Here is a 25,564-nt window from a genome sequence, read left to right on the forward strand (position 1 = left end):
CGTCGAGAGTAGTCCCTCGGCGCGCTCACGCCCCCGTGGTGAGCGCGATGATCGCGACGATCGCCGACACGGCGGCCAGGAGCAGCGCGACGCCGATCAGCACGGCGTGCACGACGAGGAAGCGCGTGGGGCGGCCCTGCTCGTCGCGGGCGCGGGCGTCGCGCGAGACGCGCGCGTAGAACCGCGGCCAGACGACGACGTTGTACGCGGCGTTGACCAGGAGCAGGGCGGAAAGGAGCGCGATCACCCCTCGAGCCTACGCGTCCGACTGCGGAGCCAGCGGGATCTCGATGCTGCCGACCCCGGTGAGCCCGAAGGGGTCGATCGTGACTTCGGACGCAGGCGGGAGGACTTCACCGGGGGTGCGCTCCTCCCACGGCTCGGCGGGCAGACCCGCCCACTCCGACGGCTCTTCGGGGCGGCTCTGGAAGATTCCCATGCACCCTATTCTGCGCCGTCGGGGCGGGGGTCGTCGGGGTGGCGGTCGCGGCGCGGCCGCGGAGCGCGCGTCACGGCACCGGCGACGCGTCGCGTCCCTGCGCCGATCGAGGTTCCGATCGACGCGCCCGCGCGACGGACGACGCCGAACGCGGTCGCCTCCATCGTCGCGGCGCCGGGGCGCGGTTCGAGCTCGGGCGGGTACTGTTGGGGCGGGACGCCGAACGCGCGTCGTGATCCGACGACGACCCGGCGGCCCAGCAGGTGATTGCCCGTGCCGCCGACCGCCGCGCCGATTCCGAACGGCAGCGCCTTGCCGAGGACGGATGCGCTGCCCCGCGCCGCGAACTGTCGCACGAACGCGGACTTCAGCCGGTCCACCAGCGGCCCGACGGCGGCCCGGGGGAGCGACTTCGTGATGAGCTCCCCCCAATATGCCGAGCGCGGCACGCCCTTCCCGGCGAGCTGCTGTCCGAGCTGGCCGACGAGATCGACGCCCTCCTTGCCGAGCATGAGGGTGAGGACGAGCGCGCGCGCCCGATCGGGATTGTCCACCGGGATGCCGTGCAGCTCGGCGAGTGATTGTGCGAACAGTGCCGTGGCATCCAGGAAGCCGAGCGTCTCGACGCCCGAGAGCGCCAACGTCACTCCCGTGCCGATGCCCGGTACGACGGCGGTCGCACCGACGGCGGCGCCACCCGTCGTCACCGCCGCGAGGTAGCGACGCTCCAACATCCGCACGATCTCCGCCGTCGTGGCATCCGGATGCCGGAGGCGGATGCTGCGCAGATGCGCGACGACGGCGGGGCGCTGCACGCGCAGGACGCCGTCGAGCGCCCGGATCGTGCGCGGGTGCTCCGCTGAACCGGGCGGTGGCAGCCCGCCATCCCAGGGGGCGTCGTCGGGCATCGAGTGGATGCGGTGGACCTTGGCCATGTCACCCTCGATCGTAAGCGCCGTCGCCGGCGCAGGGGAGGAGGGTCAGACGAACTGGTTGGCGCGCTCGAGGTCTTCCGCGAAGTCGACCTCGACGGCGTACAGGTCGGAGATGTCGAGCGGCTCGAGCAGCAGACCGTTCTCCGCGATGGCCAGTTCCAGACCGCGCTCGAAGTAGTCCTGGTCGTCCACGCGCCCGAGCTGCGCGATGAGGGCGCGTTTGTGGGCGGAGGAGATGTAGTTGATGCCGACGGCCTCGCCGATGCCCCCCACGACGGTCTTCGAGAGCTCCTTGATGTAGCCCTCCGCCGTGACGGTGTACTTGACCTCTTCGTCGCTCACTCGCGCCGTGTTGACGGTCACGAAGGACTGGTCCCGTTCGATGAGCATGCTCGCGCGGCCGAGGACACGCGGGTCGAAGACGACATCGCCGTTCATCCAGAGCACGCCGCCCCTGCCCGTCGCCTTGAGAGCACGCAGCAGGCTCTTGGAGGTGTTGGTCTGGTCGTAGCGATCGTTGTGGACGTACTCGACGTGCGGGAACGCGTCGATGATCGTCTCTGCGCGGTAGCCGACGACGGTCGTGATGCGCGCCTGCGAACCGAACGCGGCGCGGATGTTGTCGTGCTGCTGGCGCATGATGCTGCGCCCGTCGCTGAGTTCGGTCAGGGGCTTGGGCAGGCTACGGCCGAGACGCGATCCCATGCCGGCGGCGAGGATGACGGTCTGAAGGGTCAAGGGGTGCTCCTGGAGGTTCTGTTCACGATCTGTTCGACGTGTGGACACTCCTGTGTGCCGCCCGCCATGGTATCGGAGGCGCCTGAAAGACCGCAGGAAGAGGCCGGTCCGTTGCCTTTTCGTGATCTTTACGCTACGTCACGGCAGCGGTGTGAAAGGCACCGCGCCTGAGGGCCGCGCTTGCTAGGTTGGACGCGTGACCGCCTCTCTGCCGCTCCCTGAGAACGACCCGGGCGAGCCTGCCGTCGCGGTCCCTCCGCTGCCGACGCAGAGCGCGGAGGATGCCGCGGCGGCACCGCCCGCACCGCCCACTGCCCGGCCGCCGCGCGCTCCGCGCAAACCGCGTAAGCGGCCTGCGACCGCGACGCGCATCGCCGCGGTCGATGCGCCGCCCGCCCCCGTCACGCCCCCGCCGCCCACGGTGCCTGCCGCCGTCGCTGCCGCCGAGCGCGCGACGCATGCCCCGGTGGACGCCGAGGCGGAGTCCGCAGTCATCCCGGTGTCAGAACCCGAGGTGGTCCCGGAGCCGCTGCCGGAGCCCGAGGTCGTTCCGGATTCCGAGCCCGAGGTGGCCCCGGAGCCCGAGCCCGAGGTCGTGGTGGATCCCGAATCGGAGCCGGAGCCCGAGCCGGAACCTGAAGTGATCCCGGAGCCCGAGCCCGAGCCCGAGCCCGAAGTGATCCCGGAGCCGGAGAGCGCGCCGGAATCCGACGCCGCACTCGACGTCGACATCGACATCGCGCTCGACCTCGACATCGATGCCGCGGTGCCCGCGCTGCGCGTGCGAGGACTGCGCAAGTCGTTCGGTCAGACGCGCGCCGTGGATGCCGTCGACCTCACGATCCCGCCCGGCACCTTCTACGGCATCGTCGGCCCCAACGGCGCGGGGAAGACGACGACGCTCTCGATGATCGCGGGACTCCTGCGTGCCGACGACGGCACGGTCGAGATCGCCGGCATCGACCTCGCGGCGGACCCGGCGCGCGCGAAGCGGCAGATGGGCATCCTGCCCGATCGACTCCGGACCTTCGACCGGCTCACTGGTCGTCAGCTCCTGCACTACTACGGGGTGCTGCGCGGCTTGTCGTCGTCGCTCGTCGAATCGCGCACGGCCGACCTCGCCCGCGCGTTCGACCTCACCGACGCCCTCGGCCGCAAGGTGTCGGACTACTCGACCGGCATGACGAAGAAGCTCATGCTGGCCGGCGCGATGATCCACTCACCGAGGCTGCTCGTGCTCGACGAGCCGTTCGAGTCCGTGGACCCGGTGTCCTCGGCGGTCATCCTCGACATCCTCTCCGCGTACGTCGCTCACGGCGGAACCGTCGTCCTCTCCAGCCACGGCATGGATCTCGTCGAGCGCGTGTGCAACGGCGTCGCGGTGATCGTCGCCGGGCGGGTGCTGGCGTCGGGCACGGTCGACGAGGTGCGCGGGGAGCGTACACTCGAGCAGCGCTTCCTGGAGCTCGCGGGCGGTCTCACCGACGTGGAAGGCCTGGAGTGGTTGCACACGTTCTCCGACTGAGGCTCGATCTGCTCCTCGGTGCGCTGCGTGGTGATGCCGCGCACACGATCCGACGCATCATCGGGCTCGGCGTCCTCGTCGCCGTGCTCGTCGGGGTCTTCCTGGGCGCGGCGCGCCTGCACGCCGTCGATGCCGATGTCGCTCAGGCGGTGACGGTCGTCGCGGGCTCCGCGCTGACTCTCGGTTTCTTCATCGGCCCCCTCGTCGGCGGATTCGACGACCAACTGGATCCGCGTCGCTTCGCCGTGTTCGGCGCATCGCCGGTGCGTGTGGCGGGCGCGACCTTCGTCGCGAGCATCATCAGCCTTCCGGTCCTCGCCCTCGTGGCCGTCGCTGTCGCGGTGGGTGGCATCTGGCGCGCGCAGGGCGCCCCGGCGGCGATCGTCGTATGCGCGATGGTGCTGACCGTCCTCACGTGCATGCTCGCCGCGAAGACGGCTCTCGCGGTCGGCGCGCTCGTGCTGCGCGAGCGTCGGTCACGCGAGCTCAGCGGGCTGTTCATCGTGGCGATCGTGGTCGTCGCGATGCCGGTCGCGGTGTTCTTCGTCTCCCTCGAATGGCGGGGCGCCGTCCCGTCGGCGCTCGCGGAGGCGGTGCGCATCCTCGCGCTCACGCCGCTCGGCGCTGCGTGGGCGATCCCGGGGGCTGCGCTGTCCGGTTCCGCAGCCGCCGAGATCGTCGTCGCGGTCCTCACCGTGCTCGCTCTCGGCGCGGTCTGGTTCGCGCTCGTGCGGCTCCTCCTCACCACGACGGAGCGCCCCGGGTCGGGCCGCGAGCGGGCGGGGCTCGGCTGGTTCGCGTTGACGCCCAGCACGCCGGGTGGCGGGATCGCCGCGCGGAGCCTCCTCTACTGGCTGCGGGACCCGCGCTACGTCGTCAACCTCGTCATCGTGCCGGTCGCCGCGGGGGTCGTGGTCGCGCCGCTCCTGCTCGTCGGCGTCCCCGTCGAGTACGTCGCCCTCGTCCCGGCCCCGCTCATGGCCCTCTTCTTCGGCTGGCTCGCGCACAACGACCTCGCGTACGACTCGACGGCCCTGTGGATGCACGTGGCATCCGCTGTCCGCGGCTCATCCGATCGCGTCGGGCGCCTCGTCCCGGTCCTCCTTGTCGGCACGGCCGCGCTCGCCGTATCGATACCGCTCCTGGTGTCCCTGCACGGACGATGGGCGATCCTCCCGGCGATGGCGGGCGTGTGCGTGAGCCTCTTCCTCTGCGGGATGGGGCTGTCGTCGCTGTCGTCGGTCGTCGCGCCCTACCCGGTGTCGCGGCCCGGCGACAGCCCGTTCCAGCAGCCGCAGCGCACCGGAGGAGGGCTCGCGCAGGGCGTCGTCCTCATCGGCGCGATCGTGCTGAGCGCCCCCGCGCTGTGGCTCGGCTGGACTGCGCTGATCGGTGATGAGGATGCCGCGTGGGGAGCCCTCTGGGCGGGGATCGCGACGGGTCTCGTCGTCCTCGCGGCCGGCGTCGCCGGCGGCGGCGCGTACTTCTCCCGTCGCGGCGGCCACCTCATGGAGTTCGTCGAGTCGACGTGATCCGCTCCCCGTCGTCGGGGTTCCGACGCCCGCCCCGGCGGGGAAGGTCCTGGGTAGACTCGGATGCCATGAGCACCCCCGTGGAAGGCCCCGAACAGGGCGGCACGCTGACCCTCGACCGTGAGCTCGAGGAGCTCCTGCGCGAGGAGAACATCGAGCCCGGCGACCACGAGCGGTTCTCGCATTACGTCAAGAAGGACAAGATCCTCGAGTCGGCGATCACCGGAAAGCCCGTGCGGGCTCTGTGCGGCAAGAAGTGGACCCCGGGGCGCGACCCGGAGAAGTTCCCGATCTGCCCGACGTGCAAGGAGATCTACGAGTCGCTGATCAGCTGATCGGTCGCGCTCAGTCCGCGGCGTCGATGTAGACCGTCGGCAGTGCGGGGTCGGAGCGGCTCAGGGCGAGAGCGGTGACGGGCAGCTCCTCGCGCACGAGCGCGTGATGCGCACGGGCCTGCGCGACGCCGACCGGACCCTCGTACGCGGCATCCGGATCGCCGTGGTCGACGAGCGTCACCTGCAGCGGGCGCGCATCGGGGTGCTCGCTCGGGGTGTCGATGCGCTCGAATCCGTCCGAGACGGCGATCAGCTCGCTCGTCGCGGTGCCGCGATCGAGGGTGCGGAACGCGGCTTTGCGCCCGCCCTTGGAGGCTTTGTCGGTCGACGCCTTCGCGACGGCCACCCAGCCGCCCGCGGCATCCTGCCGCGCCACGAGCTTGTAGACCATGCCCGCCGTCGGCGCACCCGATCCCGTCACGACCGAGGTGCCCACGCCGTAGGAGTCGACGGGGGATGCCGCGAGTGCGGCGATCGCGAACTCGTCGAGGTCGCTCGTGACGGTGATTCTCGTGCCCGTCGCGCCGAGCGCATCGAGCTGGGCGCGGACGTCCGCCGCGACCGTGGGGAGGTCTCCCGAATCGATGCGGACGCCGCCGAGGCCCGTCCCTGCGACCCGGATCGCCGTCTCGACGCCCGTCCGGATGTCGTACGTGTCGATGAGCAGGGTCGTCGACGTGCCGAGCGCGTCGATCTGGCTGCGGAAGGCCTCTTCCTCGGTCGCGTGCAGGAGCGTCCAGGCATGTGCCGCCGTGCCCATCGTGGGGATGCCCCACGCGCGCCCCGCCTCGAGGTTGCTCGTCGCGCCGAAGCCCGCGATGTAGGCCGCGCGCGCCGCGGCGACGGCGGAGTGCTCTGCGGCGCGACGGGAGCCCATCTCGGCGAGGGGACGGTCGCCCGCGGCGATGCTCATGCGGGCGGCGGCGTTCGCGATCGCCGAGTCGTGATTGAGGATCGACAGGGCGAGGGTCTCGAGGACGACGGCCTCGGCGAACGTCCCCTCGACCGTCAGGATCGGCGAACCCGGGAAGTACAGCTCGCCCTCGCGGTACCCGCGGATCGAGCCGGTGAAGCGATAGCCCTCGAGGAATGCGAGCGTCTCGCCGCTGACGACGTCATGATCGCGTAGGTACCGCAGCTCGTCGTCGCCGAACCGGAAGGTGCGCAGGGCCTGGAGCAGCCGGCCCGTCCCCGCGACGACGCCGAAACGGCGCGCACCGGGCAGCCGTCTGCCGAACAGCTCGAACACGCACGGGCGGCGGGCCGTCCCGTCGCGCAGCGCTGCGTCGATCATCGTCAGTTCGTACCGGTCGGTCAGCAGCGCCGTGGACATGCCGTCACTCTATCGACCGGCGGGTAGGCTGGACGATCGTGGATGACGCGCCGATCGGGATCTTCGACTCCGGGGTCGGTGGGCTCACCGTCGCGCGGGCGGTGTCGCAGCTCCTGCCGCGCGAATCGGTGCTCTACATCGGGGACACCGCGCACTCGCCCTACGGCCCGAAGCCCATCGCGGATGTCCGTCGGTACAGCCTCGATGTCCTTGACGCGCTCGTCGACGAGGGCGTCAAGATGCTCGTGATCGCGTGCAACACGGCATCCGCCGCGATGCTGCGCGACGCGCGCGAACGCTACGACGTCCCCGTCGTCGAGGTGATCGGTCCCGCCGTCCGCACCGCGATCTCGACGACCCGCAACGGCCGGATCGGGGTCATCGGCACGGCCGGCACGATCGGATCGGGTGTGTATCAGGACATGCTCGGCGTCAACGCCGAGCTCACGGTCACCGCGCGGGCCTGCCCCCGCTTCGTGGAGTTCGTCGAGGCGGGCGTGACCGACTCGCCCGAGGTCCTCGACGTGGCCGAGCAGTATCTCGCGCCGCTGCGGCACGCGGGCGTCGACACGCTCGTCCTGGGCTGCACGCACTATCCGTTCCTCGAGGGGGCGATCAGCTACGTCATGGGCGAGGGCGTATCGCTCGTCTCCAGCGACACGGAGACCGCCAAGGACGTGTACCGCCAGCTCGTCTCGCGCGACCTGCTGGCCGGGCCGGATGCCGTGGCATCCCACACCTACGAGGCCACGGGCGACTCCGCCGACGACTTCCTCCGCCTCGCCGATCGGCTCATGGGCCGCGGCGTGTCCGCCGTGCGCCTCGTGCAGACCGGCGCCATCGACCTTCCGAAGGGAATCCTGTGACCGACCTCACGCGCGCCGACGGGCGCACGACCGACCAGCTCCGCCCCGTGACGATCGAGCGGGGGTGGAGTGCGCAGGCCGAGGGCTCGGCGCTCATCTCGTTCGGCGGCACCAAGGTGCTCTGCACCGCCTCGTTCACCGGCGGGGTGCCGCGATGGCTGACCGGCAAGGGCAAGGGCTGGGTCACCGCCGAGTACGCCATGCTGCCGCGGGCGACGAACTCCCGGAACGACCGCGAGTCGGTGAAGGGGCGGATCGGCGGACGCACGCACGAGATCTCGCGCCTCATCGGGCGGGCACTGCGCGCCGTCGTCGACACGAAGGCACTCGGCGAGAACACGATCGTCATCGACTGCGATGTGCTCCAGGCCGACGGCGGCACCCGCACCGCGGCGATCACGGGTGCGTACGTCGCGCTCGCCGATGCGATCGAGTGGGGCCGTGCGAAGGGCCTCGTCGCAAAGAACGCGAAGCCGCTGATCGACTCCGTCGCCGCCGTCTCGGTGGGGATCATCGACGGCGAGCCGATGCTCGACCTCGCCTACGTCGAGGATGTGCGGGCCGAGACCGACATGAACGTCGTGGTCACGGGGCGCGGTCTGTTCGTCGAGGTGCAGGGGACGGCCGAAGGCGCCCCGTTCGACAAGCGCGAGCTCGATGCGCTGCTCGAGCTGGGTGTCGCGGGCTGCGCCGACCTCCGCGAGGCGCAGGCGGCGGCGCTGGCCGGCTGAGCGATCGCACCACTCAGACGGAGTCAGATGAGCACCAGAATCGTCCTCGCGACGCACAATCCGCACAAGGTGGAGGAGTTCGGCGCGATCGTCGCCCGGGTCCGGCCCGACCTCGAGGTCGTCGGCTACGACGGCCCCGAGCCCGTCGAGGACGGGGTCACGTTCGCCGAGAACGCGCTCATCAAGGCGCGTGCTGCCGCCGCGCACACGGGACTGCCCGCCCTCGCGGACGACTCGGGCATCTGCGTCGACGCTCTCGGAGGGGCGCCCGGCGCGTTCTCCGCGTATTGGGCCGGTCACCGCAAGGACGACCGCGCGAACCTCGAACTGCTGCTCGATCAGCTCTCCGACATCGCCGATCCGCGGCGGACCGCCCACTTCACCTCGACGATCGCGCTCGTCGAGCCCGGCGGCGCCGAGCACGTCGTCGAGGGCATCTGGCCGGGCCGCCTCGCGATCGCGCCAGCGGGCGCCGGTGGGTTCGGATACGACCCGATCTTCATCCCGGACGGCCAGGATGCGGGAGCCGAGCGGACGGCTGGGGAGTTCAGCACCGCCGAGAAGAACGCGGCATCCCACCGCGCTCGCGCCTTCGTGGCGTTGGCGCCGCTCCTCGCCGCGCTCACCGGCGACTGAGAATCACACTCATTCCCGACTGGAGTTCTTTCGCGCACGCGGAGGCCGGTCGGGCATAGCCTCGAGACATGCACGATCACGCGCAGAGCGTCTCCGGAGTGCGAGGGCAGGCGAACCACCGCCTCCTCGCGATCTCGCTGACCCTGACGTCTCTCGTCATGATCGTCCAGGTCGTCGGTGCGGCGCTGACCGGCTCACTGGCGCTCCTCGCCGATGCGGCGCACATGTTCGCGGATGCCTCGGCGCTCGTCATCGCCCTCATCGCGAGCCTCGTAGCCGCCCGCCCGGCGAACGAGCGCAACACGTACGGCTATCAGCGCGCGGAGGTGTTCGGTGCGCTCATCAACGCGGTACTGCTCATCGCCCTCTGCGTCTGGATCGCCGTCGAGGCGATCGGTCGGCTTCTGCACCCGTCCGAGCAGGAGGTGGCGGGCGGGCTCATGCTCGCCGTCGCCGTGACGGGTCTCGTGGCCAACGCGATCTCTATGTGGCTGCTCTCGGCCGCACAGCGGACGTCGATCAACGTCCGCGGCGCATACCTCGAGGTCCTCGGCGACCTCATCGGCTCGGCCGTCGTGATCGTCGCGGCGATCGTCATCTGGACGACGGGATGGATGCCCGCCGACGCTCTGGCATCCCTCCTCATCGCGATCATGATCGTGCCGCGTGCGATCACGCTGCTGCGCGAGGTGTTCGCCGTGCTGGGGGAGCGCGCCCCCGACGGCACGGACGTCGCGACGATCCGCGAGCACATCCTCTCTGCGGGCGGCGTCGCCGACGTCCACGATGTGCACGTCTGGCAGCTCACGCGCGGTGCCCCCGTCTTCACGGCGCACGTCGTCGTCGAACCCGACGTCCTGACGAGCGGACGATCGGGTGCCCTGCTGTCGAGTCTGCAGTCGTGTCTCGCGGAGCACTTCGACGTCGAGCACTCGACGTTCCAGTTCGAGCCCGCCGGTCACAGAGAGCACGAGGCGCATTGACGGTCCCCCCTGACGAAGCCCGGGCGTTCGAGCTCCGCACGCTGCGGGCGCGCGCGTACGGCCCGGACGCCGATATCCACGAGGATCCCGCCGCGCTCGCACGGCTGCACGCCCTCGAAGCCGATGCGCGACCCGTCGAGGCGCCACACGAGATCGGCGGGTCGGCGACGGATGCCGCGGAGCGGCCGGCGGCGGATGCGCCCGCCCCCGTCGAACCGGCCGAGGCCTTCGAGCCCGGGGTCGCGAAGCGTCCCGCTCCGCGGCTCATCCCACGCGGCTGGCTCATCGCGTGGGCGGCATCCGTTCTCGTCGTCGCCGTCGCGGTCGGCGGGATCGTGTTCGCGCTGGCCTCCATCCGGCCGGTGTCGCCCGCGACGGGCGCCGTACAGGTCGCCACGCTCGACGAGCCGATCGCGGCGGACACGGTCGAGTGGATCGACAAGTTCTTCGGCGGCGGCGAGAACGTCGTCGCCTTCGGCTATCTCGGTCTGGTCGTCATCGTTCCTCCGTTCGGCCTGTACGGGGAGGACGGTGGACCGTGCGTCATGGTCGCCGCCATCACCAACTTCGAAAGCAGTAGCAACGGCTACAGTTACGACGGGCGCACGTATCAGGGATGCGGGGCCGGTCCGTTCCCCGCCTCTGCGCAATTCGTCGTCGACGATCAGTCGCCCGACGAACTCCGCGCGCGCTACCCCGACGGAACGGCGTTGAGCTTCGTGCTCGACGGCGACGTCGTGGGCGTCTTCATGGCCGCTCCGGCGACGCCGACACCTCTGCCGGCGTGACGTCGTCGCGGACGCCCCGCCAGCGGGCGTGGCGGAGCGTGCCCGACGGGGTGAACTCGGCGAACTCGACCTCTGCGACGATCTCGGGGCGCAGCCACAGGGCATCCGAGGCATCCGCCGCCGGCACGCCGACGAAGGGGTTCGTCTCGGTGCGCAGGGGCGCGAGCAGCGCTCCGAGGCGCGCGAGCTCGCGCTCGCTGAATCCGGTGCCCACCCGCCCGACGTAGCGCAGACCCTCGCTCCCGGGGACGCCGAGGAGGAGCGACCCGATCGCGCCACTGCGGGCACCGTTGCCCGGCCGGATCCCCCCGACGACGACGTCCTGCGTCGCGGTGATCTTGACTTTGAGCCACTCCTCGGAGCGCGTACCCCGACGGTAGGGCGAGCGCGGATCCTTCACGACGACGCCCTCGAGGTGCAGGTGAGCTGCGGTCGCGAGCGCCTCGTCGACGTCGTCGGCGACGGGCGGCACGACGAAGGGAGGGGCGACGTCCGCCGTCACCCGCTCGAGGATGCCGCGGCGTTCTTGCAACGGCAGGGCGGTCAGATCGCGTCCGTCCGCGCGCAGCACGTCGAACAGCAGCAGCTGCACGGGCGTCCGTGTGGCCTCGCGTTCGATCTCGCGCGGCTTCGTGAGGTGCATGCGGGCCTGCAGGCGCGTGAAGCTGGGGCGTCCGGCGGCATCCATCGCGACGATCTCCCCGTCGAGGACCACGGGGACCGGGCCCAGCCCTGCGGCAGCTCCGGTCAGCTCCGGGTAGCGCGCGGTGATGTCGGTGCCGCTGCGCGCGCGCAGGGTCAGACCCACCCCGTCCCACGTGGCGATCGCGCGGACCCCGTCCCACTTGAACTCGACCCATGCCGTGCCCCGCCCTCGGTCCCACCGCGCGGCCGTCGCGGCCGCAAGAGCGGGCGTCGACGGCGTCGCGAGCATCGGCGCGTCGTGGGCGTCGGGCGCGCTGCGGCGAGGCGGCGTCAGGGGCGCCCGGGCCGCGCGTGTTTCCTCCAGAGCCATCCGGTGCAGCAGCCATTGCGACTTCTCACCCTCGCCCGCGGTGCGGATCAGCGCGAAGCGCGCCGTACCGAGCGGCCCGTCGGGCCGGCCCGACGCCGTGAAGATGACCTCGTCCGGTCGCCACTTCTCGGCGCGGTACGTCCCGGCATCCCAGATCGTCATCGTCCCGGCGCCGTACTGGCCCGCCGGAATCGTCCCCGTGAAGTCGAGGTAGGTCAGCGGATGCGGTTCCATCATGACGGCGAGGTGGTTCCGCTCGCCGCTGCGCGGCAGCCCCTTCGGTACGGCCCAGCTGACGAGGACGCCGTCGCGTTCGAGGCGGAGGTCGTAGTGCAGGCGGCTGGCGTGGTGCTCCTGAACGACGAAGCGCGTCTCGCTACCGGGAGCGCCGGATGCGTCGAGCACGGAGGCGGACGCGTCGGGAAAGGGCTCGGGTGTCGCGCCCGGGGTGCGCTTGGCGACATACGCGGCGAGGGGGGCCGAGGCATCCGGCACGGCGGATGCCAGCAGATCGCCCTGCGCGGCGACGCGCGCGAGCACCTCGCCGAACAGGAGATGGCGGAGGTCGGGGTCGTCGAGCTCCGCCCACGTGCGGGGAGCGGCGACGGTCGGCTCGCCCCGCCCGCGCAGGGAGTACGGGGCGATCGTCGTCTTCGCGGCGTTGTTCTGACTCCAGTCCACGAATACGCGTCCGGGGCGTGCGGCCTTCGCCATGGCGCTCACGACGAGATCCGGGTGGTCGGCTTCGAGCGCACGGGCGAGCTCGCGGGCGAACGCGGAGATCTCCTCGCTCGTCCGTGAGCCGTCGAGGGGTGCGTAGAGGTGGATGCCCTTCGACCCGCTCGTCACGGGCGCCGGCGTCATCCCCACTCCCCGGAGGATCTCGCGCGCCCACCGCGCGACCTCGGCGCATTCGGCGAGGCCCGTGCCGGGACCGGGGTCGAGGTCGAGGACGAGCCGGTCCGGGCGCCCCCTCCCTGCGCCGTCGAACCGCCACTGCGGCGTGTGCAGCTCGAGGCTCGCCACTTGGGCCAGGTAGACGAGCCCGGCGCGATCATCGACGAGAGGGTAGTCCTTCGATCCCGACGAATGGTCGATGGCGTGGCGGGGGAGCCAATCGGGGGCTCCCGCCTCCAGATCCTTCGCGAAGAAGCGCTCGCCGCCGGTGCCGTCCGGCCAGCGGATGCGCGTCACGGGACGGCCCCGCAGGTGCGGCAGCATCGCGGGGGCGATGCGCGAGTAATAGTCGATGACCTCGCCCTTGGTCGTGCCCGTCGCGGGGTACATGACCTTGTCGAGGTTCGTCAGCCGCAGACGCTTCCCATCGACGTCGACGAGATCCCCCCGAGGTCCGGTTGCGGGCGCGGCCATGGCGCAAGGCTAGCGTCACGGGTGTGACCGGTGTTCACTGGGAGGATGAGAGCGATCTGGAAGGGCGCGCTGACCTTCGGGCTCGTGAACGTGCCGGTGAAGGTGTACTCCGCGACGGAGGACCACGACGTGCCGCTGCACCAGGTGCACGCCGCCGACGGCGGGCGCATCCGTTACCAGCGCATCTGCGAGCTCGACGGCGAGGTCGTGCCCTACGCCGAGATCGACAAGGCCTACGACGACGGTGAGCGCACGGTCGTGCTCACGGCGGCGGACATCGCGTCGCTGCCGGCCGAGAGGTCTCGTGAGATCGAGGTGGTCGAGTTCGTCCCCAGCGACCAGATCGACCTCCTGACGCTCGATCGGGCGTACTACCTCGAGCCGGACTCGTCGTCGCCGAAGGCGTACGTCCTGCTGCGTCAGACGCTCGAGCAGACCGACCGGACCGCGATCGTGCGCTTCTCGTTGCGCCAGAAGACGCGGCTCGCGGCGCTCCGCGTGCGCGGCGACGTCCTGGTCCTGCAGACGCTCCTCTGGGCCGACGAGGTGCGTGCGGCATCGTTCCCGGCCCTCGATGAGCCGGTCAAGATCTCTGCGAAGGAGCTCGAGCTGTCGGCATCCCTCGTCGAATCGTTCTCCAGCGACTTCGAGCCGGACCAGTTCGTCGATGAGTACCAGCAGGAGCTCCGGACGCTCATCGACGCGAAGCTCGCGCAGGGTGACGCGCTCGACACCGTCGAGACCTTCGGCGAGCGTACGGAGGCGGATGCCGGAGGCGAGGTCATCGACCTCATGGCGGCGCTCAAGGCGAGCGTCGAGAAGGCCCGCGCGGCGCGGTCGGGCAAGGCGTCCTGATCAGGCGGCCGAATCGTCGGTGAGGGGCTCGACGCTCTCGGCGGGAACGCCCGCCGCCTGCTCCTTGCGCACCTTGCGGCGCTCGGAGAAGTAGTGCCAGAGCGTGACGAGAGCCGTACCGCCGACGGCGGCCAACAGGATGAGATCGATGTAGGACTCCACGAAATGCGCCACGGGAGGGATGAATCCGATGAGGTAACCGAACATCGTGAGCCCGAAGCCCCACAGGAGCGCACCGATCAGGTTGTACAGCGAGTACTTCCGCCAGGGCATGTGACCGACCCCGGCGGCAACCGGAGCGAAGGTCCGCACGATCGGAACGAAGCGCGCGAGGATGACCGTCAGCCCGCCGTACTTCTCGAAGAACGCATTCGTGCGATCCACGTTCTTTCGGCTGAACAGGCCTGATTCCTTGCGCTCGAAGACCGCGGGCCCGCCCTTGTGGCCGATGAAGTAGCCGACTTCACCGCCGACGAACGCCGCCAAGCCGATCAGGAGCGCGACGATCCAGATGTTGACGCCGAACACGCCGTGGGGGAAATCCGTCGTGGAGTGCGAGAGCAGTCCGGAGATGACCAGCAGCGTGTCGCCCGGCAGAAGGAACCCGATGAGCAGACCGGTCTCGGCGAAGACGATGAAGCAGACGACCAGCAGGGCCCACGGCCCTGCGTTGCCGATGATCGAAGCGGGGTCCAGCCAGGGGATGAGGGCCAGAGAGTGCACGCGGGTTCCCGTCGGTCGGTGGGCGGGGGAGGAGTTCGGCGGAGCCGGATGGATAGAGCGTATCCTGGCCCACCCTGTGCGGAAGGTGGGACTTGAACCCACACGCCCGAAGGCACAGGAACCTAAATCCTGCGTGTCTGCCGATTTCACCACTCCCGCGGGGAGTGTCAGTCTATCGGCGCGAGTGCACGCTCCTGCGTCCCCGCGGCCACCTTCACTTGCGGCGATCCGCCGATGACCCAATAGCCGACGCCGACGACGAGGGCGCCCCCGACGAGGTTGCCGAGGCCCACCCACAGCATGTTGTTGGCGAAGAGGACGAACGATGCGTTCGGGTCGCCCGTGAACAGCCCGATCCCGTATGTCGTCATGTTCGCGACGACGTGCTCGAAGCCGGACGAGATGAAGGCGAGGATCGCGGCGAAGATCAGGAGGATCTTCGCGACGTCGGAGCGCACCCGCGCGCACATCCAGATCGCGAGGCACACGAGGACGTTGCAGAGGATGCCCCGGACGAAGAGCTCGACGGGCCCCTCACCGGCTTTCGCGGCGAGCATCTCCGTGAGCATCTGCCCCGCGGCGGCGTTGGCATGCAGCACGCCAGAGGCAGCGATGAGGCCCGCGAACGCGAGAGCGCCGAGGAGGTTGGCGCCGAACGTCGCAGCGATCGTGCCGAGCGCAGGCCAGGGCCCGACCGCCCGCATGAGGGCACCCTGAGGGAGCACCATCATTGCGGAGGTCACGAGGTCTGCCCCCGCGAAGACGACGAGGGTCAGCGCGACGCCGAAGACGAGGCCGCTCACGAGCTTCGCGAACCCGTCTCCGGCGGCGATGAGCGGCCCTGCGGTCGAGACCATGAGGACGACGCCGATCCCGATGTACGCCCCCGCGAGCATCCCGGACACGAGGAAGCGTCCGGGGGAGCGCAGCCCGTCGGATTTGTGGACCGCTGCGGATGCCTGCGCGTCGAGGGTCTCGGGGATCGTGAGCACGTGTCGATTCTATTGTGGTCTGACCACATGGGTCAACGATGTCGTGGATGACGCGCACGCGCGAGAGCACATTCTCGTCAGGATGCCGAGGTTGAAGCGCCCGGGGTGTGCGGGATGCTTCCGCGGGTCGCGCCGCCGTCCGCCTGCCGCGACCGCCGCCAGAACACGGCCTTGGTCGCCTCCGCCGTGGCGACGTAGCCCACGACGATCAGGGCGAGGAAGCCGAGCATCGGCAGGCTCAGTGGTTGCAGGTGCAGGAGCCCGGCGAACGGCAGGTAGGGGAGCGCCACTGCGATCGTCGCCGCGAGAGCGGCGAGGAGGGCCAGCGTGGTGCTCGGCCGGCTGCGGAAGAACGGGCCGCGGGTGCGGAGCACGAAGATCACGGCGACCGCGGTGAGCACCGAGCCCACGAACCACGCCGACTGGAAGATCGTCTCGTCGGCGCCGAACACGGCGATCATCACGATGAAGGTGAGGATGTCGAAGATCGATGAGACCGGGCCGAACACGAGCATGAACCGCAGCAGCAGGCGCAGGTTCCACCGCTGCGGTGCTCGCATCCGGTTGGGGTCGACGTTGTCGGTGGCGATGCCGGTGGCCGGCAGATCGCTCAGCAGGTTGATCAGCAGGATCTGCGCGGCCGTCAGGGGCAGGAACGGCAGCGCCAGTGAGGCGATCGCCATGCTGATCATGTTGCCGAAGCCCGCGCTCGTGGTCATGAAGAGGTACTTCGTCGTGTTCGCAAATGTGCGCCGACCCTCGTGCATGCCGCCGAGCAGCGCCTTCAGATCGTTCTCGAGCATGACGATCGCCGCGGCCTCGGTCGCGACGTCGGCGGCCCCCTTCACCGACACGCCGACATCCGCGGCGCGGAGTGCCGGCGCATCGTTGATGCCGTCGCCGAGGTATCCCACCGTCTCCCCGGCGCGCGCGTAGGCGGCGACGATGCGGGCCTTGTGCGCCGGCGCCGTCTCACAGAACACCTGCGCGGTGCGCACCCGGTCGGCGAGCGCCTGGTCGTCGAGTCCGTCGATCTCCGAGCCGGCGACCACCTGACTATCGTCGAGCCCCAGTTCGGCGGCGATGTGCATCGCCGCCAGTCGGCTGTCGCCCGTGATCATGCGCACCCGCACCCCCGACGTGGCGAACTGTGCGACGGTGTCCGCCGCATCCGCCTTGACCGGATCGGCGAACGCGAGGAACCCCACCAGTCGCAGGTCGTGCTCGTCGGCGGCGGTGCAGGCGGCCTCCGTGGCCGGCCGGGTGGCGACGGCGAGCACCCGCATCCCCTGACCCGAAAGCCGGGTCACCGTGTCGAGCGCCGCCGTGCGCAGCTCGGCGATCGGCCGGTCGCGTCCGGCGGCGTCGACGGCCGTGGTGCACACCGCGAGCACGGGGTCGACCGCGCCCTTGGTCACCAGCATCCGCCCGCCGGCCGGGGTGTCGACGAGCACGCTCAGACGCTTGCGGTCGAAGTCGTACGGCGCCTCGTCGACCTTGGTCGCGACCGAGCGGATGCCGGCGGCATCCGCCGCGACGACGATCGCCGCATCGAGGGGATTGGCGAGTCCCGACTGGAGCCGGGCGTTCCAGCTCGCGATCTCCAGCAGTGCGGGGGCGGGGGAGTCGTCGACGTGCACGGCGGCGTCGAGGTGGATGCTGCCCTGGGTGAGGGTGCCGGTCTTGTCGGTGCAGAGCACCGTCATCGAGCCGAAGTCTTCGATCGCGTTCAGCCGCTTGACGATGACGCGGTGCCGGGCGATCTCGCGCGCGCCGCGTGCGAGGCTGATCCCGATGATCGCCGGCAACAGCTGCGGCGTCAGTCCGACCGCGAGCGAGAGCGAGAACAGTGCGGAGTCGACGAGGGGCCGTTGCAGCACGAGGTTGGCGATGAAGATCACCACCACGATGACCGCCATCACCCGCGCCAGCAGCAGGCCGAAACGCGTCATCCCCTGCTCGAAGCCGGTGCGCCGCGCCCGCTCGTGCATCGACTCGGCGACGTGCCCGAACTCGGTGTCGCGACCGGTGCGCACCACCAGCGCGGAGCCGGAACCGCTGGCCACGTGCGTTCCCAGGTAGATGACATCTCCGCGTTCCGCCAGCGGGGCGGCGTCGTCGACCCGTCCCGGTCGTTTCTCCGCCGGGAACGTCTCGCCGGTGAGGCTCGACTGGTCCAGCTGCAGGTCGTCGGCCGTGAGCACCACGGCGTCGGCGGGCACGATGTCGCCAGCGGCGACCTGCACGAGGTCGCCCGCCACGACCTCGTCCGCGGGGATGTCGAGCGCTGCGCCGTCGCGCACCACCCGCGCGTCGGGTCGCACGGTCGACAGCAGCGCGGTCATGGCGTTCGCCGCGCCCCGCTCCTGCGCGAAGTCGAGCAGCCCCGACAACGCCACGATCGTCAGGATGATGACGGCGTCGACGGTGTCTCCGAGCGCTGCCGCGATGACGGTCGCGCCGATGAGGATCAGGATGATGGGACTCGTGAACTGGCGCGCGAGCAACCGCCATGACCCCACGCGACGGTCGGTGGGCAGCGCCCGGGCTCGCGTCTGCGGCAGCCGCTCGGCGGCGGTTTCGGCGGTGAGCCCGCCGGGCGTCGACGAGAGCGCGGCGGCGAGCTCGTCCGCATCCATCGCCCAGTAGTGCTCGATCGACGCCATGAGGTCATTATGCGGCGCCGTGCACCCCGGACACACGTGGCCGGACCAGAGAATCGACGGCGCTGTGGATAACTCGCACACGCGAGACCACGTCCTTGTGAGGATGCCGGAGTGACCCTGACCGCATCCGATCTCCCGGCATCCGCCGTGCAGTCCGTCGCGGAGCGCGTGCGGGATCGCCTGCGGGAGGAGCAGGCCGACCCACTGCGGCATCCCGACCGAGCCGCCGCGGTCGCCCTGGCCGAAGTGCGGCGGCACAACGACTTCGCCCTCGCCCGCGGGTGGGAGCTTGTGGACGACGAGGCGGCCTGCGTGCACGAAGTGCTCGCGCGGGTGTCCGGCTACGGGCCGCTGCAGGCTCTCCTTGACGACCCCGAGATCGAGGAGGTCTGGATCAACGATCCCGCGACGGTCTACGTCGCGCGGGGCGGGCGCAGTGAGCGCGTGCCGATCCGTCTCACCGACGAGGCGGTACGCGATCTCGTCGAGCGGATGCTGCACGCCACCGGTCGCCGCGTGGATCTCAGCCAGCCGTTCGTCGACGCATCGCTCCCGGACGGCTCGCGGCTGCACGTCGTGATCCCCGATGTGACGCGTGCTCACTACGCCGTCAACATCCGCAAGTTCCTGACGACGCGCCGGCGTCTGGAGGACCTGGTCGCCGCCGGATCGATGCCGGCGCGCGTCGCGGCGATGCTGTCGGCTGCGATGGCGGACGGCCGCAACGTCCTCGTCTCGGGAGCGACGCACGCGGGCAAGACGACTCTGCTCGCGGCACTCATCGCCGCCTGCCCGCCCGAGCAGCGGATCGTCACGGTCGAGGAGACGTTCGAGCTCGCCGTGACGGCCCCCGACATCGTCGCGCTGCAGGGGCGCCAGCCGAGCCTCGAAGGCACGGGGGCGGTGAGTCTGCGTCGCCTCGTCAAAGAGGCGCTGCGCATGCGTCCCGATCGGCTCGTCGTCGGCGAGGTGCGGGATGCCGAGGCGCTGGACCTCCTGCTCGCGCTCAACACGGGCGTCCCGGGGGCCGCGACGATCCACGCCAACTCGGCCGACGACGCGCTGCGTCGACTCGCCGCGCTGCCGCTGCTCGCGGGACGCAACATCGACGCGGGGTTCGTGCTGCCGGCGATCGCGTCGAGCGTCGACCTCGTCGTGCACTGCCGGCGGGGCGCCGACGGGCGCCGCTTCGTGGAGGAGGTCGTCGAAGTCACGGGGAGTCTCCGGGGCGACGGGGTCCAGACGCGCTCCGTCCACCGGTTCGACAGGGATGACGTGCGCGCGAGGGTCGCGTCATGACGGTTGTGTGGGGAGCGGCCCTCGCCGCCGGCATCCTCTTGATCCTCTCGCCGTGGCTGTGGCCGGCGGGGTCTCGCGCGGGCGCGGTCGAACGGGATCGCGGTGACGGCCGCGTGGTGCGCCTGCTGCAGGGGGCCGGTTTCGCGCATGCGCCGGCCGGGAGGCCCGCCGTGATCGCCGCCGTCCTGGCATCCGTGTGCGCCGCGCTCGCCTGGCTTGCGACCGGGCTCCCCGCCGTCGCCCTCGTCGCCGCCGTTGCGGGCGGCGCCGCGCCGTTCTCCTGGCTGCGGGCGCGGGCACGCCGCCTGCGCCGGTCGCGCCGCGCGCTGTGGTCGGACGTCTGCGATCTGCTCGTCTCGGCGGTGCGCGCAGGGCTGTCGCTGCCCGACGCGGCGTCCGCGCTCGCGAGCACGGGACCGGCGCCCCTGCGGCCCGCCTTCGCCCGGTTCGCGGAGGACATGGCGGCATCCGGTCATTTCGATTCGAGCGCGCTGCGCCTGAAGGCCGCGCTCGCCGACCCGGTCGCGGACCGGATCATCGAGACGCTCCGGATGGCGAGGCACGTCGGCGGGACTGAGTTGACCGGCGTTCTGCGCGCTCTGTCGGCGTCGGTCCGCGCCGACGCGACCCTCCGCGCCGAGGTGGAGGCGCGTCAGTCCTGGGTGCATGGCGCCGCCGTCGTGGGCGTCGTCGCGCCGTGGATCGTGTTGGGCCTGCTCGTGCTACGGCCCGAGGGGGTCGCCGCATACGCGACGGGAGCGGGGGTGGTCGTCGTGCTCGTCGGGGCGATCGTCTCGGTGTGCGCCTACCGCCTCACGATCCGGTTGGGCCGGCTCGCCGAGCCGCAGAGGTGGTTCGGATGACTGCCGTCGGCCTCTTCGTGTGCGCCCTCGTCCTCGGTGCGACGTTCGCCGCCGGCACCCTGCTCGCGCTGCAGCGGGTACCGCGGTGGGCGGCGCCGACGCTGTCGCGCCGGATCGCGCCGTACCTGCGGGACATCGCGGACCCTGCGGGGATGACTCCGCTCCAGCCGGTCGCTGCGGGGGTCGGGTGGCGCGCGGCGCGCGATCGACTTGCGACCGTGCTCGCGTCGGGGCTCGGCGGCGGTGACATGCTCGCGCAGCGGCTGCGGCAGGCGGGAAGCGGGCGTGACGTGGCGCGGTTCCGCGCCGCCCAGCTCGGATGGGGGCTCGCGGGTCTCGCCGCCGGGGGCGCGCTCGCGATCGCGGCGACTCTCGCGGGCCGCGGAGGCCCGATCGCCGTGGTGCTGCCTCCGCTCGCGGCGGCGATCGCGATCGTCGCCGCCGATCAGCGCCTCTCCTTCCTCGCGCGGCGGCGCGTCGCGCGGATCGAGGAGGAGCTCCCGACGGTTCTGGAGTTCCTCGCCCTGTGCCTCGCGGCCGGCGAAGGACTGCGCGATGCGCTGCGTCGGGTGGGCGATGTGGGCTCGGGGGTCCTCACGGCCGAGCTCCGCGCGGCGGTCCTCGCGAGCGGGACCGGTTCGAGTCTCGCCGACGCGCTCCTCGGCGTCGCGAAGGCGTGCGACGTCCCTGCGCTCTCCCGCGCCGTCGAGCACCTCGTCGCCGCGATCGACCGCGGCGCGCCGCTCGCGCAGGTCCTGCAGGATCAGGCCGTCGACGCGCGCGAAGACGCGAAGCGCGTGCTCATCGAGTCCGCGGGCCGCAAGGAGATCCTCATGCTCCTGCCCCTCGTCTTCCTCATCCTGCCGCTCTCGGTGCTGTTCGCCGTGTTCCCCGGCATCGTCATGCTCAAGCTCGGAATCGGATGACCGGTGACGGTCGGAAGGAGGCGGACATGATCCGCACGCTGTGGAATCGGGCTCAGGCCTGGCGCGACGAGGTGCTCGGCGAGACCGACATGGACGAGCGCGGCGACGTGCCGGGGTGGGTGCTCGTGACACTGATGACCGCCGGGCTGGTCGTCGCGATCTGGACGCTCGCCGGCCCCGCGCTCGCGGATCTCTTCGAGCAGGCGCTCAGCCGCGTCTCGGGGTTCTGAGCGACCGATGCGGCTCCGGGAGCGCGCGTGTGCGCTGCACGATGACGACACCGGCTCGGCGCCCGTCGAGTTCGTCCTCGTCGGCACCCTCCTCACGCTCCTGACGCTCGCCGTCGTGCAACTCGCGCTCGCCGTCTACGTCCGCAACGTCGTTCATGACGCCGCCGTCGAGGGGGCCTATCACGGGGCGCTCGCCGACACCCACCCCGCCGACGGTGCGCTGCGCACGCGCGCGCTCATCGACACGGCGACGGGCGGCGGTCTGGATGCCACGGTCACCGCCACCGCGGAGGAGGGTGCGTCCGGGCCGGAGGTGGCGATCACCGTGACGGCGACGCTGCCGCTCGTCGGACTCATCGGCATCCCCGCGGGGCTGGAGGTGACGGCGCATGCTCCTCGCGAAAGCTTCGACTGACGACCCGTGCGCAGGCGACGACGAGGCCGGCTCAGCGGCGCTGGAGTTCATCCTCGTCGGTCTCGTCCTGCTCGTCCCCATCGTCTATCTCGTCATCGCCCTCGGCACGATCCAAGGGCAGGCGCTCGGCGTCGAGACCGGCGCGCGCCAGCTCGCGCGCACGATCGCGGCGGCACCCGACGCGGCGACCGCAGAAGCGCGCGCCGAGCGCGTGCGCGACGCGATCGTCCGCGAGTACGGACTCGACGCCGCTGCCGTCGCCGTCGACATCTCGTGTTCGCGGGCTGCGTGCCCGGAGCCGGGCGCGATCCTCACCGTGACGGTGCGCACCGAGGTGCCGCTGCCGCTCGTCCCCGCGATCCTCGGTCTCGACGATCTCGCCCGCGTCCCGGTCGAAGCCGCGTCGGCGCAGAAGGTCTCCCGCTTCTGGGGAGGTTCCCCGTGACGCCCGCCGACGCCACGAAATACCCCCCGACCGGCCGCGATTCGGACGACGACGGCTCGGTGCTCCTGCTGACCCTCGGCTACGCCCTGCTCGCCCTCGTTCTCGTCCTCGTGTGCGTAGACGCCACGAGCCTCTACCTGACGCAGAAGAGAGCGGATGCCGCTGCCGATGCCGCGGCCCTCGCCGGCGCGGACGGCTTCACCCTGACGATCGAGGGCGGGGTGCCGACCGCGAGACTCACCGACGAGGGCGTCCACGGGCAGGCCGCGGAGCTTCTCGACGCGCTCGGCACCGCTCGGCTCGTCGCGGCCTCGACGCCGGACGGGGTGTCGGCCCGCGTCAGCGTCGAGCTGGACTGGCGCCCGCCCGTCCTGACGCTGTTCGTCCCCGACGGGTGGACGATCCAGGCGACGGCGACGAGCCGCACGGCGCTGCGCTGAATCGGGTGACGCGTCGCCGAACCGTCAGCGCGCCCGCGGCACGAACCGCGGAACCCAACGCACGAACGCCGCGGCCCCCACGAGCCCGATGACACCCATCGCCCCGGTCGCGAGCGCGAGCGAGAACGCGGCGGCGAGCGCCGAGACGAGAAGCGGCGCGACGGCGCCCCCGGCATCCGTCAGCGTCCGCCACGAGCCCAGGAAAGGCGCGGGATCCTCCTGCGGCGCGACGTCGGCGCCGAGAGTGAGCAGGATGCCGCTCGACAGCCCGTTCCCGACGCCGAGGACGGCAGCGAACATCGCGAACCACATCGCGGACTGCGGCAGGTCGTGCGTGACGGAGAGCGCGAGGAATCCCGCACCCATGAGGATCATCGCGGGAAGGGCCGCCCACAGCCGGCCGAAGCGATCCATGACCTGGCCGCTCGCGTAGAACAGCGCGAAGTCGATCGCGCCGGAGATCCCGACGACGAGGGCGATCGTCTGTGCGTCGAGGCCGATCGACACACCCCACAGGGGCAGCACGACCTGCCGGGCCGAGCGCACCGCCGAGAGCGACGCGGCGGCGAGTCCGAGTCGCGACAGCACGCCCCGGAACCGCCACATCGTGCGGAAGACGCCCACGCGCTCCTGCGTCGGGATCGCGCCCGTGACCGGCTCGCCGGTGTCCTCCGCGACGCGAGAGTCGCCGCGCGCCGCGGGCGACGCGGCGGTGGCGGCGGGGCCGGCGACATCGGCCTCGGGGTCCGGGCCGAGCAGCACCAGCAGCACGGTCGCGATCAGGCACACGCCGAAGAACCACACGGTCGCGTGCTCGTCGCCGAAGACGGCGAGAAGGGCGGCCGCGATGAACGGGCCCACGAACATGCCGAGCCGGAACGTCCCACCGAGGAGCGACAGCGCGCGCGCCCGGAAGGCCACCGGCACACGCGTCGTCATGAACGAGTGCCGGGCGAGCCCGAAGACCGCGGCGCAGAAGCCGATGACGAAGACGGATGCCGTGAGGACGGCGAGGTTCGGTGCCAGCGCGAGCCCCGCGACGCCCGCCATCGCGATGCCGCCGCCGAACGCCATCGTCACGCGTTCGCCGATGCGGGCGACGGCCCAGCCGGCGGGGATATTGCCGCACAGCTGACCGACGACGAGGGCAGACGCAACGAGTGCGGCGGTCGGGACGTCCGCGCCGAGGCGCGACGCGAAGATCGGCAGCAGCGGGATGACGGCGCCTTCGCCGAGTGCGAAGAGGACCGTCGGCCCGTAGATCACGGGCGCGAGACGCCAGAGCATGCTCCGCATCGGGGCGGGGGCGTCGGCATCCGTCACGACATCCACGTTAGTCTGGAGTGTCATGCTTGATTTCGATCCTTCCGCGGACATCCAGTCCCTGCGTTCCACGTTCTCCGACATCCAGGCGGTGGTCGACGTCGATGCGCTGCGCGCGGAGATCGATCGTCTCTCCGAGGAGGCCGGTGCCCCTGATCTGTGGGACGACGTCGAGAAGGCGCAGAAGGTCACCAGCGCCCTGAGCCACCGCCAGGCCGATCTCAAGCGCGTCACCGACGTCGAGCAGCGCCTCGACGACCTCGACGTGCTCGTCGAGCTCGCGCGCGAGATGGATGACGAGGACACCGCCACCGAGGCACGGCGTGAGATCACCGACCTGCAGGGTGTGATCGGTCAGCTCGAGGTGCAGACGCTCCTCGACGGCGAGTACGACGATCGCCCCGCAGTCGTCACGATCCGCTCCGGAGCGGGCGGCGACGACGCCACCGATTTCGCCGAGATGCTGCTGCGCATGTACCTGCGGTGGGCCGAGCGCCACAAGTATTCCGTCAAGGTCATGGACACCTCCTACGCGGAGGGGGCGGGCATCAAGTCGGCGACCTTCGAGGTGGATGCCCCGTATGCCTACGGCACGCTCTCGGTCGAGGCCGGCACCCATCGCCTCGCGCGCATCAGCCCGTTCGGCGGCGCCGACAAGCGCCAGACCTCCTTCGCGGCCGTCGAGGTGATCCCCGCGCTCGAGGAGGCCGTCGAGGTCGAAGTCCCCGAAGGCGACATCCGCGTCGACGTGTTCCGCTCCTCGGGACCCGGCGGCCAGTCGGTCAACACGACCGACTCCGCCGTGCGCATCACCCACCTTCCGACGGGGCTCGTCGTGTCGATGCAGAACGAGAAGAGCCAGATCCAGAACCGCGCCGCCGCGATGCGGGTGCTGCAGACGCGTCTGCTCCTGCTGAAGCGCGAGGAGGAGGCGGCGAAGAAGAAGGAGCTCGCCGGCACGATCACGGCGAGCTGGGGCGACCAGATGCGCTCCTACTTCCTCTACGGCCAGCAGCTCGTCAAGGACCTCCGCACCGGCTACGAGGTCGGCAACCCCGCCGTGGTCTTCGACGGCGATCTCGACGGCCTCATCGCGGCCGGCATCCGCTGGCGCAAGCGCAAGGACGACGACTGATCGCACCGCGGCGGGAACCGCGACG

Annotated in this window: 27 protein-coding genes and 1 tRNA gene; 17 read left to right on the forward strand and 11 right to left on the reverse strand. The window is 71.2% G+C overall.

Translation table 11 applies throughout. From position 1 onward, the window contains the following. Positions 1-25 precede the first annotated feature (25 nt). Genes J0I43_RS01505 through J0I43_RS01520 form a run of 4 tightly spaced genes read right to left on the reverse strand, consistent with a single transcriptional unit; the run spans position 26 to position 2,112 of the window. A complete protein-coding gene (locus tag J0I43_RS01505) occupies positions 26-247 on the reverse strand; it encodes an SCO4848 family membrane protein (RefSeq protein ID WP_292857901.1) in 222 nt (73 codons plus the stop codon). A 9-nt stretch (positions 248-256) separates the two neighbouring features. Then, entirely contained in the window at positions 257-439 is a 183-nt protein-coding gene (locus J0I43_RS01510) for a hypothetical protein (RefSeq protein ID WP_292857904.1), read from the reverse strand. 5 nt (positions 440-444) lie between these two features. After that, on the reverse strand, positions 445-1,374 hold the full coding sequence (locus J0I43_RS01515) for a hypothetical protein (RefSeq protein WP_292857907.1): 930 nt from the start codon (positions 1,372-1,374) through the stop codon (positions 445-447). A gap of 45 nt (positions 1,375-1,419) precedes the next feature. After that, positions 1,420-2,112: a phosphocholine cytidylyltransferase family protein gene (locus J0I43_RS01520; protein ID WP_292857910.1), complete on the reverse strand. Its 693-nt coding sequence runs from the start codon at positions 2,110-2,112 to the stop codon at positions 1,420-1,422. Between the two features lie 196 nt (positions 2,113-2,308). Here J0I43_RS01520 and J0I43_RS01525 point away from each other — a divergent pair, with 196 nt between their 5' ends. From J0I43_RS01525 to J0I43_RS01535, 3 genes are all read left to right on the forward strand, one after another. Next, positions 2,309-3,637 carry an ATP-binding cassette domain-containing protein gene (locus J0I43_RS01525; RefSeq protein ID WP_292857913.1) on the forward strand — a complete coding sequence of 443 codons (1,329 nt, stop codon included), beginning with the start codon at positions 2,309-2,311 and terminating at the stop codon, positions 3,635-3,637. Next, positions 3,613-5,169: a hypothetical protein gene (locus J0I43_RS01530; RefSeq protein ID WP_292857916.1), complete on the forward strand. Its 1,557-nt coding sequence runs from the start codon at positions 3,613-3,615 to the stop codon at positions 5,167-5,169. Before J0I43_RS01525 ends, J0I43_RS01530 begins: the two co-directional genes overlap by 25 nt. 68 nt (positions 5,170-5,237) lie before the next feature. Then, positions 5,238-5,504 carry a DUF3039 domain-containing protein gene (locus tag J0I43_RS01535; protein WP_292857919.1) on the forward strand — a complete coding sequence of 89 codons (267 nt, stop codon included), beginning with the start codon at positions 5,238-5,240 and terminating at the stop codon, positions 5,502-5,504. Positions 5,505-5,514: 10 nt separating this feature from the next. Here the strand turns inward: J0I43_RS01535 and J0I43_RS01540 are convergent, their stop codons facing one another. Further along, complete coding sequence (locus J0I43_RS01540) at positions 5,515-6,837, reverse strand: nicotinate phosphoribosyltransferase (protein ID WP_292857922.1); 1,323 nt, start codon at positions 6,835-6,837, stop codon at positions 5,515-5,517. A gap of 38 nt (positions 6,838-6,875) precedes the next feature. Here J0I43_RS01540 and murI point away from each other — a divergent pair, with 38 nt between their 5' ends. The 5 genes from murI (at position 6,876) to J0I43_RS01565 (ending at position 10,841) form a co-directional block, all read left to right on the forward strand. Beyond that, the gene (murI, locus tag J0I43_RS01545) at positions 6,876-7,703 is read left to right on the forward strand and encodes a glutamate racemase (RefSeq protein ID WP_292857925.1); all 828 of its coding nucleotides are present in this window, start codon (positions 6,876-6,878) and stop codon (positions 7,701-7,703) included. Further along, positions 7,700-8,434, forward strand: coding sequence for a ribonuclease PH (gene rph / locus J0I43_RS01550; protein WP_292857928.1), 735 nt, complete (start codon positions 7,700-7,702; stop codon positions 8,432-8,434). The genes murI and rph overlap by 4 nt, the downstream gene beginning before the upstream one ends. A gap of 27 nt (positions 8,435-8,461) precedes the next feature. Continuing rightward, the gene (gene rdgB, locus J0I43_RS01555; RefSeq protein WP_292857930.1) at positions 8,462-9,070 is read left to right on the forward strand and encodes an RdgB/HAM1 family non-canonical purine NTP pyrophosphatase; all 609 of its coding nucleotides are present in this window, start codon (positions 8,462-8,464) and stop codon (positions 9,068-9,070) included. A gap of 68 nt (positions 9,071-9,138) precedes the next feature. Continuing rightward, positions 9,139-10,053: a cation diffusion facilitator family transporter gene (locus J0I43_RS01560; RefSeq protein WP_292857933.1), complete on the forward strand. Its 915-nt coding sequence runs from the start codon at positions 9,139-9,141 to the stop codon at positions 10,051-10,053. Further along, entirely contained in the window at positions 10,050-10,841 is a 792-nt protein-coding gene (locus J0I43_RS01565; RefSeq protein ID WP_292857936.1) for a spermidine/putrescine ABC transporter permease, read from the forward strand. The genes J0I43_RS01560 and J0I43_RS01565 overlap by 4 nt, the downstream gene beginning before the upstream one ends. Here the strand turns inward: J0I43_RS01565 and J0I43_RS01570 are convergent. Beyond that, complete coding sequence (locus J0I43_RS01570; protein ID WP_292857939.1) at positions 10,801-13,227, reverse strand: ATP-dependent DNA ligase; 2,427 nt, start codon at positions 13,225-13,227, stop codon at positions 10,801-10,803. The genes J0I43_RS01565 and J0I43_RS01570 overlap by 41 nt on opposite strands. Positions 13,228-13,272: 45 nt before the next feature. Here J0I43_RS01570 and J0I43_RS01575 point away from each other — a divergent pair, with 45 nt between their 5' ends. Then, a complete protein-coding gene (locus J0I43_RS01575; RefSeq protein ID WP_292857942.1) occupies positions 13,273-14,082 on the forward strand; it encodes a Ku protein in 810 nt (269 codons plus the stop codon). Here J0I43_RS01575 and J0I43_RS01580 read toward each other — a convergent pair whose 3' ends face one another. The 4 genes from J0I43_RS01580 to mgtA all read right to left on the reverse strand — a co-directional run bounded on the left by J0I43_RS01580 (position 14,083) and on the right by mgtA (position 18,463). Continuing rightward, positions 14,083-14,805 carry a VTT domain-containing protein gene (locus J0I43_RS01580; RefSeq protein ID WP_292857945.1) on the reverse strand — a complete coding sequence of 241 codons (723 nt, stop codon included), beginning with the start codon at positions 14,803-14,805 and terminating at the stop codon, positions 14,083-14,085. It abuts the gene before it with no gap. 77 nt (positions 14,806-14,882) lie between these two features. After that, positions 14,883-14,964, reverse strand: a tRNA-Leu gene (locus J0I43_RS01585). Positions 14,965-14,972: 8 nt separating this feature from the next. Continuing rightward, on the reverse strand, positions 14,973-15,797 hold the full coding sequence (locus J0I43_RS01590; RefSeq protein ID WP_292857948.1) for a formate/nitrite transporter family protein: 825 nt from the start codon (positions 15,795-15,797) through the stop codon (positions 14,973-14,975). Positions 15,798-15,874: 77 nt separating this feature from the next. Continuing rightward, complete coding sequence (mgtA, locus tag J0I43_RS01595; protein ID WP_292857951.1) at positions 15,875-18,463, reverse strand: magnesium-translocating P-type ATPase; 2,589 nt, start codon at positions 18,461-18,463, stop codon at positions 15,875-15,877. Positions 18,464-18,574: 111 nt separating this feature from the next. Between mgtA and J0I43_RS01600 the strand changes: the two genes are divergently transcribed. From J0I43_RS01600 to J0I43_RS01630, 7 genes are read left to right on the forward strand one after another with little or no spacing between them, the layout of a single operon-like run. Further along, on the forward strand, positions 18,575-19,762 hold the full coding sequence (locus J0I43_RS01600) for a CpaF family protein (RefSeq protein WP_292857953.1): 1,188 nt from the start codon (positions 18,575-18,577) through the stop codon (positions 19,760-19,762). Then, positions 19,759-20,625, forward strand: coding sequence for a type II secretion system F family protein (locus J0I43_RS01605; protein ID WP_292857956.1), 867 nt, complete (start codon positions 19,759-19,761; stop codon positions 20,623-20,625). Before J0I43_RS01600 ends, J0I43_RS01605 begins: the two co-directional genes overlap by 4 nt. Beyond that, entirely contained in the window at positions 20,622-21,551 is a 930-nt protein-coding gene (locus J0I43_RS01610) for a type II secretion system F family protein (RefSeq protein WP_292857959.1), read from the forward strand. Before J0I43_RS01605 ends, J0I43_RS01610 begins: the two co-directional genes overlap by 4 nt. 26 nt (positions 21,552-21,577) lie before the next feature. After that, the gene (locus J0I43_RS01615) at positions 21,578-21,781 is read left to right on the forward strand and encodes a hypothetical protein (protein ID WP_292859075.1); all 204 of its coding nucleotides are present in this window, start codon (positions 21,578-21,580) and stop codon (positions 21,779-21,781) included. A 7-nt stretch (positions 21,782-21,788) separates the two neighbouring features. Continuing rightward, positions 21,789-22,196, forward strand: a complete 408-nt coding sequence (locus J0I43_RS01620) for a TadE/TadG family type IV pilus assembly protein (RefSeq protein ID WP_292857962.1) — start codon at positions 21,789-21,791, stop codon at positions 22,194-22,196. Next, positions 22,171-22,641, forward strand: a complete 471-nt coding sequence (locus J0I43_RS01625; protein ID WP_292857965.1) for a TadE family protein — start codon at positions 22,171-22,173, stop codon at positions 22,639-22,641. The genes J0I43_RS01620 and J0I43_RS01625 overlap by 26 nt, the downstream gene beginning before the upstream one ends. Beyond that, a complete protein-coding gene (locus tag J0I43_RS01630; RefSeq protein WP_292857968.1) occupies positions 22,638-23,081 on the forward strand; it encodes a pilus assembly protein TadG-related protein in 444 nt (147 codons plus the stop codon). Before J0I43_RS01625 ends, J0I43_RS01630 begins: the two co-directional genes overlap by 4 nt. A gap of 24 nt (positions 23,082-23,105) precedes the next feature. Here the strand turns inward: J0I43_RS01630 and J0I43_RS01635 are convergent, their stop codons facing one another. Further along, a complete protein-coding gene (locus J0I43_RS01635; RefSeq protein ID WP_292859033.1) occupies positions 23,106-24,368 on the reverse strand; it encodes an MFS transporter in 1,263 nt (420 codons plus the stop codon). 61 nt (positions 24,369-24,429) lie between these two features. Here J0I43_RS01635 and prfB point away from each other — a divergent pair, with 61 nt between their 5' ends. After that, on the forward strand, positions 24,430-25,539 hold the full coding sequence (gene prfB, locus J0I43_RS01640; protein WP_292857971.1) for a peptide chain release factor 2: 1,110 nt from the start codon (positions 24,430-24,432) through the stop codon (positions 25,537-25,539). Positions 25,540-25,564: the final 25 nt, after the last annotated feature.

Origin of the sequence: Microbacterium sp. (genome assembly GCF_017305435.1) — a bacterium.
GTDB lineage: Bacteria > Actinomycetota > Actinomycetes > Actinomycetales > Microbacteriaceae > Microbacterium.